Origin of the sequence: Tenacibaculum sp. 1_MG-2023 (assembly GCF_030547425.1) — a bacterium.
Classification (GTDB): Bacteria; Bacteroidota; Bacteroidia; order Flavobacteriales; family Flavobacteriaceae; genus Polaribacter.
Genome location: NZ_JAUORH010000009.1, coordinates 55,131 through 66,809, shown reverse-complemented (window position 1 = coordinate 66,809; position 11,679 = coordinate 55,131). Strand labels below are relative to the sequence as shown.

At 31.9% G+C, this 11,679-nt stretch carries 9 protein-coding genes; 7 read left to right on the top strand and 2 right to left on the bottom strand.

The annotated features are described in order from the left end of the window. Window positions 1-11 precede the first annotated feature (11 nt). From Q4517_RS08090 to Q4517_RS08075, 4 genes are all read left to right on the top strand, one after another. On the top strand, window positions 12-539 hold the full coding sequence (locus tag Q4517_RS08090) for a DUF4136 domain-containing protein (RefSeq protein ID WP_303508021.1): 528 nt from the start codon (window positions 12-14) through the stop codon (window positions 537-539). Between the two features lie 87 nt (window positions 540-626). Next, complete coding sequence (locus Q4517_RS08085) at window positions 627-791, top strand: DUF5522 domain-containing protein (RefSeq protein ID WP_299009226.1); 165 nt, start codon at window positions 627-629, stop codon at window positions 789-791. A gap of 57 nt (window positions 792-848) precedes the next feature. Further along, window positions 849-1,556, top strand: a complete 708-nt coding sequence (locus Q4517_RS08080; RefSeq protein WP_303508020.1) for a DUF4197 domain-containing protein — start codon at window positions 849-851, stop codon at window positions 1,554-1,556. A gap of 172 nt (window positions 1,557-1,728) precedes the next feature. Beyond that, a complete protein-coding gene (locus tag Q4517_RS08075) occupies window positions 1,729-1,926 on the top strand; it encodes a hypothetical protein (protein WP_125069320.1) in 198 nt (65 codons plus the stop codon). Here Q4517_RS08075 and Q4517_RS08070 read toward each other — a convergent pair. Continuing rightward, complete coding sequence (locus Q4517_RS08070; RefSeq protein WP_303508019.1) at window positions 1,909-2,667, bottom strand: ABC transporter substrate-binding protein; 759 nt, start codon at window positions 2,665-2,667, stop codon at window positions 1,909-1,911. The two genes, Q4517_RS08075 and Q4517_RS08070, sit on opposite strands and share 18 nt — an antisense overlap. A 34-nt stretch (window positions 2,668-2,701) precedes the next feature. Further along, complete coding sequence (locus Q4517_RS08065) at window positions 2,702-3,472, bottom strand: LytTR family DNA-binding domain-containing protein (protein WP_303508018.1); 771 nt, start codon at window positions 3,470-3,472, stop codon at window positions 2,702-2,704. A 395-nt stretch (window positions 3,473-3,867) separates the two neighbouring features. Between Q4517_RS08065 and Q4517_RS08060 the strand changes: the two genes are divergently transcribed. The 3 genes from Q4517_RS08060 (at window position 3,868) to Q4517_RS08050 (ending at window position 11,673) form a co-directional block, all read left to right on the top strand. Beyond that, window positions 3,868-6,942, top strand: coding sequence for a TonB-dependent receptor (locus Q4517_RS08060; protein ID WP_303508017.1), 3,075 nt, complete (start codon window positions 3,868-3,870; stop codon window positions 6,940-6,942). Between the two features lie 11 nt (window positions 6,943-6,953). Next, entirely contained in the window at window positions 6,954-8,150 is a 1,197-nt protein-coding gene (locus tag Q4517_RS08055; protein ID WP_303508016.1) for a RagB/SusD family nutrient uptake outer membrane protein, read from the top strand. Between the two features lie 436 nt (window positions 8,151-8,586). Continuing rightward, window positions 8,587-11,673 carry a SusC/RagA family TonB-linked outer membrane protein gene (locus Q4517_RS08050; protein WP_303508015.1) on the top strand — a complete coding sequence of 1,029 codons (3,087 nt, stop codon included), beginning with the start codon at window positions 8,587-8,589 and terminating at the stop codon, window positions 11,671-11,673. Window positions 11,674-11,679: the final 6 nt, after the last annotated feature.

The following is an 11,679-nucleotide window of genomic DNA, read 5'->3' as shown; positions in this document are numbered from 1 at the left end:
ACTCTAAGAAAATGAAAAATTTAAAATTACTTTTTTTACCAATTGTAGCCTTACTAATTACTTCTTGTAGTTCGGTAAGAGTAGTAACTGATTACGATACACAAACCGATTTTAATCAGTACAAAACATTTGCGTTTTACAAGACTGGGATTGACAAAGCTCCAATTTCTGATTTAGATAAAAAACGTATTATGCGTGCTATTGAAGCAGAGTTGATGGCTAAAGGAATGACAAAATCAGCTACACCAGATGTTTTAGTGAGTTTGTTTACTAAATCTCGTGAGCGTGTAAATGTAAACGATAATTACTATGGAGGGTTTTATTATCCATGGTATTATGGGCAAAGTCCTGTAACTGTTTCTCAATATACTGAAGGAACATTATTTGTTGATTTATTAGATGCTCAAAAGAAAGAATTGGTATGGCAAGGAATAGGTACTGGTGCTTTAAGTACAAGTAGTGTAGAACGGAAAGAAGCTCGTGTTAAAGAGTTTGTAGGTGAGATTATGGCGGAGTATCCTCCTAATGCTAAAAAGTAAGATTTAATTTTTATTAAAGATTAATATAAATACGTTAAGCAGGAATATAAAACCTGTTTAACGTATTTTTTTATGATATTTGTAAACATGAGAAATAAGATATTAAAACCTACTCCTGATGAGTATTATACGAATGAACAAGGGTATAGAGTTTTTAAAGAAGCATACCATTTACGACGAGGATATTGTTGTAAAAATGGATGTAAACACTGTCCGTATGGATATGATAAAAATACGGATAGCTTCAAATAAATGTGACAATAATTAGTTTATTGTTTCTAAAGTATAGATAAAATCAAACAAGTAAATATGAGAAAAATTACAATATTCTTTATTGCACTTACTTTTATGGGATGTGCAGAATTACAAAAAGTGGTAAATCAATTACCACAAGGTGGAGTATTATCACAAAGTCAAATAGGTAATGGTTTACGTCAAGCTTTAGATAATGGTATTCAGCATCAGGTAACCAAGTTAACTTCGAAAGATGGATTTTATAAAAATAATTTGGTAAAAATTTTACTGCCAGAAGAGTTACAGGCAGTTGATAGAGGTTTGAGAAAAATAGGTTTAGGGAATTTAGCTGATGAGGGTTTAAAAGCAATTAATAGAACAGCTGAAGATGCTGTGAAAACAGCTACACCTATTTTTGTAAATGCAGTTAAGGAAATTACCTTTGCAGACGCAAAAAATATTTTATTAGGAGCTGATAATGCTGCAACTTCTTATTTAGAAGGGAAAACAACATCGGCTTTGTATAGTGAGTTTAACCCAGTGATTAAAAACTCATTTGCTAAAGTAGGAGCTGATAAAATTTGGTCAAACTTAATCTCAAAATATAACAGTATTCCATTCGTGAAAAAAGTAAATCCAGATTTAACTGATTATGTGACTACTGAAGCGTTAGATGGTGTGTTTACTATGATTGCGGTTGAAGAAAAAGGAATACGTACTAAAGTAGGTCTGCGTAATACAGCGTTATTACGTCAGGTATTTGCATTGCAGGACAACAGATAGATAATGAGAGTTATTATCAAAAAACAAAAAAACTCTTGAAAAAATCAAGAGTTTTTTTGTTTTTTGATATGTCGCTAAGGGGTTTTTCCCCGTTTTATATTTAATTTTTGTTTTATGTAATTGTAAATCAAATAAATATGTATATTTATAATCAGTATTAACCCAATTAGAAATGTCTAGAATTAATCAATTACGAAGATATAGAAAACATCTTGAAGAAAGATACCGTAGATTGGTTGAGACTGCTAACGATTATAAGTATGAAGATGAGTGTAAAAGTGATCGCTCAGCATTTAAAGCAATGAAGATATTAGAAAAGCTAAATAGAATAAAATATTTAGACGAAGATATGTCAAATCCTGTTGTGTAACTCCTTAAAGTAATCAAAAGCTTTTAACAATCTACTACCGTACCAAGAAAAGTATTCACCGTCAACTAAGATAGGAGTGGAGTTACTTGTGTGTTCTTTTATTTCAATAATATGCTTTTCTTTAAAAGGGAAAGGTTCAGAAGATAATAAAATCAATTTTGTTTTTTTATTCTGGATATCTTCTATGTCAACTTCAGGATATCTCTCTTCGTTAGCATAAACATTTTCAAACCTATTTAGTTCCAGTAGGTGGTTAATGAATGTGTTATCCGCAGCTACCATCCATGGATTTCTCCAAATAAAGTAAGCTACTTTAGTGTTTTTTTTGTTTGTAACAAATTTTTTAAAATCTATTATTTTAGATTCTAAGTCGCTAACCATTTTTTTAGCTTCAACTTGTTTTCCAAAAAAACTTCCATATAAAAAAATCAATTCTAAAGAGTCAGTAAGTGTAAAAATATCAGAAACATGGGTGAATGCTATTTGTCGACAAGCTTCAACTATTTCTTTAGTATTTTCTTCCTTATTGCAAAGAATAATATCAGGTTGAAGCTCTTTTATTTTGTCAAATTTTATGTTTTTGGTACCACCAACAATGGTTTTTGTTTTCGTCAAGTGCGTTGGATGAACACAAAATTTTGTTACGCCTAAAATATTCTCTTCAAGTCCTAAATCAACTAGAAGTTCTGTTTGACTAGGAACCAAAGAAATGATTCTTTTATACTTTTTGTTGGTACTCATTAAACAAAAATAAGAATTCAAAAAGAAAGAATTGTTATTTAACTCCCATAAGTTCTTGAAAATCCTTCTTGTAGCTTTTACTTACTCTAAAGGTTTTGTTATCGTTAATTTTAACATCAGTTTCACCATAATTAGAAGTGATAATTTCATCAATAAAATTAGAGTTGATTATAGTAGATCTGTGAATTCTAACAAAAAAAATAGAGTTTAACCTTTTAATTATGCTAGATAAGGATTCTCTTAATAAATACTTTTTATTATCAGTAGTGAAAATTTCTACATAGTAACCTGAAGCGGATATATACTTAATAGAGTTTCGCTCTAAGAAAATTATTTTGTTTCCCGATTTAATATTAATCTTGGTTCCTTTTACAGGCATTTCAATAGGAGTCTTCTCTTTTACAAGATCTAAGATGTTGTCTAAGTCTGAAAGTTTTTCTATTTTCTTATAATCAATAACCTTTTTAATAGAAGCATAAAAACGATCTTCTTTTAACGGTTTTAAAAGATAATCAAAAGCAAAATAATCAAAGGCTTTTACAGCATGCTCGTTAGAAGAAGCTGTAAAAATAAAAAATGGTTTTTTAGGTAAGGTTATTTTTTCAATAATATCAAATCCAGTCATATTATTAATCTTAGTATCAAGATAAACAACATCAGGAGATAAGGTGTTGATTTTTTCTATAGCGTCTAAACCATCTGAACATTCACCAACAATTTCTATAAAACTATAATCGCTCACTAATTTTTTAAATCTAGATCGAGCAGTTTTTTCGTCGTCAACAATTAAAATTGATATTTTCATTTACATTTTATTTTCCAAAAACTATAACAGTCATATAAGGGATATCCCTAATTAAATGCTTGTCTAACTGTAGTTAAAGTTTTATTAAAACTAGAGTTTTTTGTTAAGGTTAGATTGGTAATTATTAAAAGGTAGTTGAAGGAGACTGCTTTATTAATAATTAGTTGATTAATGCTGCAAAAATAATGAAGAAAACCTTTAAAAAGAAGCTAAATAATGAGGTTTAAAAAAATTTAACACTAATTAACATCTGGTTGTTTTTAATGGGGGGGGTAGTTAACTTCTTAAAATTGTTTTTTCACATCAAATTAAAGGTTGTTAGCTTCAAATAGGTGTTAACAAAAACTTATAGCCTTTAGATTTACAACTGTTAATTAATAAAAATTTAATAATTTATGAATCTACATTGGAAAAATGTAATCTGTGTATTCTTCTTTTTTGGTTTTTTACTGAATATGAGTGCACAGGAGAAAAAAATCACCGGAGTGGTGTCTGATAGTTCAGGACCGTTACCAGGTGTAAATGTAATTTTAAAGGGTACGACCACAGGTACAGAGACTGACTTTGATGGAAAGTACTCATTAAATGCAAAAGAAGGAGATGTTTTAGTGTTTAGTTTTGTAGGAATGCAAGTGACTGAAAAAGCAGTTGGTGCTGGATCAGAACTTAATGTTTTAATGCAAGAAGATGCTAACCTATTAGAAGAAATAGTTATTGTTGGATATGGGTCAACTTCTAAAAAGGACTTAACAGGGTCAGTAGCAACTATAGGCGTGGAACAGTTACAAGATAAGCCAGTAGCCAATGTAGCACAGGCTTTACAAGGTAAAACTTCTGGTTTACAAATTGTAAGTACAGGTGGTAGAGCAGGTGATGCAACTCAAATTAGTATTAGAGGTAATGGTTCTTTAAGCGCATCAAATAATGCATTATATATTATTGATGGGGTGCCACAAGAAGATATGTCTGGTATTTCTCCTGAAGATATTAAAAGTATCAGTATTTTAAAAGATGCAGCTTCAACAGCAATTTATGGATCTAGAGCTTCAAATGGTGTTGTTTTAATTCAAACAAATAGAGGGGGATATCAACAAGATCTATCAGTATCTTTCAATACTTCTTATGGTTTTCAAAACATTATTAAAAGACCAAGTTTGTTAGATGCTCAAGGATACAAGCAAGTGTTAGATGCAGCAAGAGTAAACTATGAGCAAGATATTGCTTCTGGAGCTTTAGCTGGGCCAAAAGACCCAACAATTTTAAATCCATTACCAAATAGTCCTTATAATACTGATTGGTTGAAGCTAGTATTAAGAGATAATGCTACAGTTAAAAGATATCAATTTAGTGTTGCTGGAGGAGGAGAAAATACAAGAGCATATTTATCAGCGTCTTTATTTGATCAAGAAGGAATTATTAAAAAGGATAATTATAAAATAGGGCGTATAAAGTTAAATGTGGAGCAGAAGATGAATGATTATGTAAAGTTAGGAGTAAATTCTTACTTTTCTTTTTCAGAAGCAACACCTTTTTCAGATGATAATAATACATACCAACCTTATTCAAATGCGTTAGGAGCAAGACCAGATGTTAGTCCTTATGACGCAGACGGTAATATAGCTGTTCATAACTTTTCAAACCCATTATTTGCTTTTGAAAGAAAAGTAACTGATAAGTGGCAAAACTTGGGAGGTACATTATTTTTCGATGTAACCCCTATTGAAAGTTTAGTGTGGCACTCAGCTTTTAGTGGTAACATAAGAAGTAATAGGTACAATAGGTATGATGCTCCTAACACAAGAAGAGGTTTAAATGGAGATGGAGTACCAACAGGTTACGGTTACTATAGTACAGAGAATAACAGAGATTATTTAATTGAGAATACAGTAACTTATACAGATAAGTTTGCTAATGATAAGCTAAAATTAACATTATTAGGAGGACACTCGTTCCAGAAATGGGAATATGAAGATTCTTTCGTATCTGGAGAAAACTTTCCCTCAAGTGATTTGAGTTGGTTAGTTTCTGCAGGAGAGATAAATCAAGGACGTAGCTTTTATAAAGCAATGGCATTAGAATCATATTTTACAAGGTTACAGTTATCTTGGGATTCAAAGTATCATTTTATGGTGTCAACAAGGTATGATGGGTCTTCAAAATTTACTGAAGAAAACAGATGGGGAAGTTTCCCAGCAGCATCTATTGGATGGACCATTTCTAATGAGAAATTCTTTAATGTACCGGCGATTACTGAATTAAAAGCAAGAGCTTCTTTTGGATATACAGGTAACCAAACTGGTATCTCTTATGCTTCAGGGCAAAGTTTGATAGGTTCTGGTGAAAACTATGATCAAGCACCAGGTTTAGCTGCTACTACTATTTTTAACCCTGATTTAAAGTGGGAGAAAGGTCAAGCTTTAAACTTAGGTTTAGACATTACTTTATTTGATAGGATTGATGTTAATTTAGATTATTATGAAAAAGAAACTCAAGATCTTTTAAGTAGAGTTAATGTACCACAAGAAAGTGGATTTAGAACTATGTTAGCAAATGTAGGTAATATTTCAAATAAAGGATTCGAAGCTAATATTAATGCAAGAATAATCGAAAAAGAAAATTTCAAATGGAATTTTGGAGCTAACTTTTCATATAACGATAATGAAGTGTTAAAGGTAGGGTCTGAGACAGGACAATATACAACAGGATTCACTTCTATTGTTAAAGAAGGAAGTGCTTTAGGTTCGTTCTTTATATTAGAATCAGCAGGAGTAGCTTCAGAAGAGTATACATATAAAGATGCTGATGGGGTTGATGGACAAACAGTTGCTGCTGGAGACATGATTTATGTAGATCAAAATGGTGATGGTAAAATTACTGATGAGGATAAAAAAGTATTTGAAGGAGGTATAGCTCCTATTTATGGTGGTTTTAATACTTCTATTGAATACAAAGGATTTGATTTAGGAATTAGTGGTCAGTACTCTATAGGTAAAAAAGTATACGCACTTTTTAAAGAGGACGGATTAAATGGAGGAGCAGTCGGAGCACCATCTTATTCTGAAAATATGTTAACAGAAATGTTAGACTATTGGACACCAACAAATACAAATGCTTCTAACCCTAGGCCTCATTTATCTTCTGAAATTTCTGCATGGAACACTCAAAGATCTAGTAGATACTTAGAAGATGCAGATTATTTAAGAATTTCAGATATTACTTTAGGATATAACTTTAACTTCTTAAAAGATTCAGATGTGAAGTTTATAAAAAGTTTGAGACTTTATGCTCAAGTAAGAAACCCATTTACATTTACTAAGTATTCTGGTGGAGATCCAGAAGTAAGCTATGTAGATCAAACAGCTCAAAGTGGTCAAGACAGAACTGACGGAAGTAAAATTGAAGCTGGAGTTGATTTAGGTGGTATTCCTAACGTTAAATCGTTCTTAATAGGGTTAAATGTTAAATTTTAAAAAAAATAAAGATGATTAAAAAAATTTCAAAAATACTTTTTATAGGAGTATTTGCAATATTAACAACATCTTGTAGTGATCAGTTAGATATACCTTCAGAGGCATCTCTTAATGCTAATGATAATTTAGCTACTGAAGACGTGGATAAGTTATTAACAGGGTTGCACAAAAAAATGAGACACCCTAATCAGTATGGATATTTTGCTATCATGAATACTGAAATTATGGGAGATAACTATAAACCTGTTAAATTTCAGTGGTTTCAAGTTCAGAACTTTTATGAAAATAAGGTACCCGCAGGAGATATTTTATTAAGCTATTTTTATGCAGATTATTATGCTGGTATTGATAGAGCAAATACTATTTTAAAGGTTCCTTCTGCAAATGAAGCACAAAAAGGAGCAGCGCGTTATAACAGAGCTTTAAGTTATTTAAGGTTGTATGATATGTTCGAGAGAGTACCTTTAGTTGATGAGAATTATGATAGAACACCTATCGCACCTTCTTCAAAGGAGGATGTATTGAACTTTATCGTTGAAGACTTAAAATATGCAAAAGCAAACTGTGTAAGTTTTAATGGACTTAGCTTATTAGAGAGTCAAAAGACACCTACTAAAGAAGCAGCATCCGCTCTTTTAGCTAGAGTTTATAGAGTGAAAGGAAATATTGTAGCAGCAGGAACAGAGGCTGAAGAGTTAATTACATCAGGTAAATTTACGTTAGCAGTAAATCCATTAGAAAGAGATCCAGAGGTTATTTTTATGTATAAAGGTAATAAGGCAGAAGAAGCAGGTTCTTGGGGGTGGATTATGAGCCCTGAAGCTAGAACATGGAATTGTTTCGCAGCAGCAGATGATTTAACTGCTTTAGTAAAAGGAGAGGATACTCGTAAAATCTTATTTGACTTTGATGGCAAAGAAGATAATGGAGGGTATATATATTCAAAGAAATATAAGACCGAAGACAATTCTGACTTATTAATTTCTAGAATTGCTGAGATGTATTTAATTTCTGCAGAAGCAGGAAATACAACAAGGTTAGATGAATTGCAAGCAGCTAGAAAATCTTCTTTAACATTGGCAGAAGAAAGACGTTTGGAGATGTCATTTGAATGGACAAGATGGGAAGATTTAAAATTAGAAGGAAAGACTTCTTATATTTTACCTTATCCAACAAGAGCAGTGGATTCAAATCCATTACTTAAGTAATTTTTTTAGACATTATTCCCCTAATAAAAAGGGCTGAGTTTTTTAGCTCAGCCCTTTTCATATTAAAGTAATAGTTTTTCAATTCAAAAAAGAGGTAATTCAAATCAAAGTTACAATAATGAAGAGTTAAGCTTAATACATTTGTGTCAACTTATACCAACTTTGTTTTCATTGGTGTAATTATTTGAATTAATTAATTATAAAGTCAAGGAGTCATTAACCTTGGCTTTTTTTTGTTCTTATACCTGTCTTCTTCTGTAATTTACTTTTTACTATTAAGTTTATAAGTGTTTTTTTAACCTTATTTATGTTAAAAAAAAAATATATTAACTATGTTGTTGTTTTTTTTGTAGATTTAATGTGTTTATTTTGAAATTTTCACTTTAAGGTGAAGCTAATTCTATAATTTATGAGGTTAAAAAAATACCTATTGCTAATGTTCATGTTTATATGCGTGTCAATTTTAGCACAAGAAAAAACAGTTACAGGAACTGTAACTGATCAAACAGGAGCACTACCGGGGGTTAGTGTTATAGTTAAAGGGACCAATAAAGGTGTCGAAACAGATTTTGACGGTAAATACACCATACTGGTAAATCAAGGGGACATACTTGTTTTTAGTTTTGTAGGGTTAAAAACTGTTGAGAGAAGAGTTGGAACTATTCCAGTTTTAAATATTAAAATGGAAGAGGATGCTAACTTATTAGATGAAGTAGTAGTTGTAGCCTATGGTACTACTACTAAAGAAGCGTTTACTGGTTCAGCAAGTGTTTTAGGAGTAAAAGATCTTGCTACACGTAATGTAACTTCTCCTATTGCGGCTATTGAAGGTCGTGCAACAGGGATACAGTTCACATCGTCTGCAGGTCCTGGAGCCTCACCAGATATTATAATCCGTGGTGTCGGAACACTTAATGGAGATACAGATCCATTATTTATAGTTGATGGTATTCAGTATGAGGGAGAGCTAAACACAATAAATCAGGAGGATATAGCATCTTTTACTGTGCTTAAGGATGCGTCTTCTACATCATTATATGGTTCTAGAGCAGCTAATGGAGTTGTGATTATTACCACCAAAAAAGGAAAGAAAGGTGGGGTAAAAGTGAATTTTACAGCTCAATCTGGAGTCGTGGCAAATGGTGTTCGAACATATAATCAGGTGTCACCAGGTCAGTATTATGAAACTATGTGGGAGGCCCTGAAGAATTCTAGTGCAGGTGGAGGAGATCCGGTATTTGCTAGTGCAAATATATATAATCAGTTAGGCTATAATCCATTTAATGTACCAAACGATGAGATTGTTGGGGTAGATGGTAAGTTAAATCCTAATGCAAGGGTTATATATAAGGGGCTGGACTGGTTTGATGAACTACAACAAACAGGTTTTAGAAATAACTATAGTGTTGGTATTTCTGCTGGTGGAGAAGATCATACAGTGTATTTTTCAGCTTCATATTTAGATGAAGAAAGTTATGTGGTTACATCAGGTTTTGAACGTTTAACAGCAAGGTTAAATGCTGATTTTGATGTTAGTGAAAGTATAAAAATAGGAGGAAGCGCCAATATTGCTCTTACTGAAGCAAGAGGGCCTAGTTCTGCAGGAACAGGAAGTATTGTTAATCCGTTTAGTTTTGCATTAGGTATGGGGTCAGTTTATCCAGTATATGTAAACGACTTACAAGGAAATATTGTAAAAGATGAATTTGGGAATCCTGTTTTTGACTCGGGGGAAGGTTTTCCAGAGTATAATATCGGTTCTAGACCAACCAACCAAGGTAGACATGCTCTTCAAGAATTACTACTTAATAAGGAAAGTGATAAAGATAATACCTTTGGATTTAGATTTTATACAGATATTAAGCTTTTAGAAGGGCTTAATTTAAAAGTAACTTATGGTAGAGATATTAACGAATTATTTGAAAGAGAATATGAAAACGCAATTATTGGAGATGCTCAACCAGATGGAAGACTGAGTGAAGACAGAGGAAGAAGAGAAGTAGAAAACTTTAATCAAATTTTAAACTATGTTAAAAGTTTTGGTAATCATAATTTAGAATTGCTTGCAGGGCATGAGAGCTTTGAAAGAACTCTCTCTAATATTGAAGGACTTGCCACAATACAAGCAGCTAATGGAATTTTTGAATTTGCTAACTTTTCAAATATTGTAGATTTAGATGGAGCAACTTTTGATAAAGCAATTGAAGGATATTTTTTCAGGGCTAATTATAATTATAATAACAAATATTATTTAAGTGGTTCAGTTCGTCGTGATGGATCATCTGTATTTAACATGGATAAAAGATGGGGAACTTTTTACTCTGTAGGTGCTTCTTGGCGAATTGATCAAGAAAATTTTATGAAAAATGTATCTTTCATAAATAGATTAAAACTAAGAGCATCATACGGTGAGGTGGGTAATGATGATTTGCTAGATTCATATTTGTCACAAGCTCGATTTTCAATTACATCTAATGCAGCTAATCCAGCAATTATTTTTACAGATATAGGTAACGCTAATTTACAGTGGGAAACTATAGAAAATTTTGATGTAGCATTGGAGTTTGCATTGTTCGATAACTTTTTAGATGGTTCTATTGAATACTATAAGAAAAACTCAACTGATTTACTTTATCTTTTACCTATTGCTCCAAGTAATGGGTTGAATGAAGTTCCTGTAAATACAGGAGATATGTTTAATTCAGGTTGGGAGTTAGGTTTAACTGCTCATCTTTTCAATACAGAAAACTTTAAATGGGATTTAACGCTACAGGCTTCTACATTTAAAAATGAAATAACAAAGTTACCAGATCCGTTTATAAACGGTTCAAAACGTTGGGCGGAAGGTAGGTCAAGATTTGATTACTTTTTATTAAGAACTGCAGGTGTGGATCCTGATAATGGAGATCAGTTGTTCTATATGTATGAGCAAGATGAAAATGGAGAAAGTGTTCCTGTTTTAGATGCAAATGGAAACATAGAAACGACAAATGATTGGCAAGAAACAGAAAGAGCATATACAGGAGATTCTTCTGTACCAGATCTTTTAGGATCGGTTTTTAATAAAATTACATATAAAAATTTGACATTTGATTTCTTAATGACTTATGGTATAGGAGGAAAAGTGTTAGATGGTGCATATTCCTCTATGATGCATAGTGGAAGCTATGGAAGGTCTTTACACCCAGATATACTGAATGCATGGAGGCAACCTGGAGATATAACAAATGTTCCAAGGCTAGAAAATGGAAACCCTGATTTGGTTAGGACTCAATCGGATAGGTTTTTAACTGATGCGTCTTTTTGGACATTAAAAAATGTCAACATAGGTTATACATTAGATAAAAAAGTAGTAGAGTCACTTAAAATGGATAATATAAGATTCAATTTATCTGGAGAGAATTTATTCTTAAGAAGTGAGAGAAAAGGTTTAGATCCTCAGTATAATTTAGCAGGAACGCCATCTGGAGATGATTTTTCACCTCCAAGAATTATTTCTTTTGGTATTAACGTTTCATTCTAAAAAAAA

Excerpts from the sequence above, each read along its gene's own strand:
- Q4517_RS08055 (WP_303508016.1), top strand. The coding sequence starts at position 6,954 with ATGATTAAAAAAATTTCAAAAATACTTTTTATAGGAGTATTTGCAATA.
- Q4517_RS08085 (WP_299009226.1), top strand. The coding sequence starts at position 627 with ATGAGAAATAAGATATTAAAACCTACTCCTGATGAGTATTATACGAAT.
- Q4517_RS08065 (WP_303508018.1), bottom strand. The coding sequence starts at position 3,472 with ATGAAAATATCAATTTTAATTGTTGACGACGAAAAAACTGCTCGATCT.
- Q4517_RS08075 (WP_125069320.1), top strand. The coding sequence starts at position 1,729 with ATGTCTAGAATTAATCAATTACGAAGATATAGAAAACATCTTGAAGAA.
- Q4517_RS08050 (WP_303508015.1), top strand. The coding sequence starts at position 8,587 with ATGTTCATGTTTATATGCGTGTCAATTTTAGCACAAGAAAAAACAGTT.
- Q4517_RS08060 (WP_303508017.1), top strand. The coding sequence starts at position 3,868 with ATGAATCTACATTGGAAAAATGTAATCTGTGTATTCTTCTTTTTTGGT.
- Q4517_RS08080 (WP_303508020.1), top strand. The coding sequence starts at position 849 with ATGAGAAAAATTACAATATTCTTTATTGCACTTACTTTTATGGGATGT.
- Q4517_RS08090 (WP_303508021.1), top strand. The coding sequence starts at position 12 with ATGAAAAATTTAAAATTACTTTTTTTACCAATTGTAGCCTTACTAATT.
- Q4517_RS08070 (WP_303508019.1), bottom strand. The coding sequence starts at position 2,667 with ATGAGTACCAACAAAAAGTATAAAAGAATCATTTCTTTGGTTCCTAGT.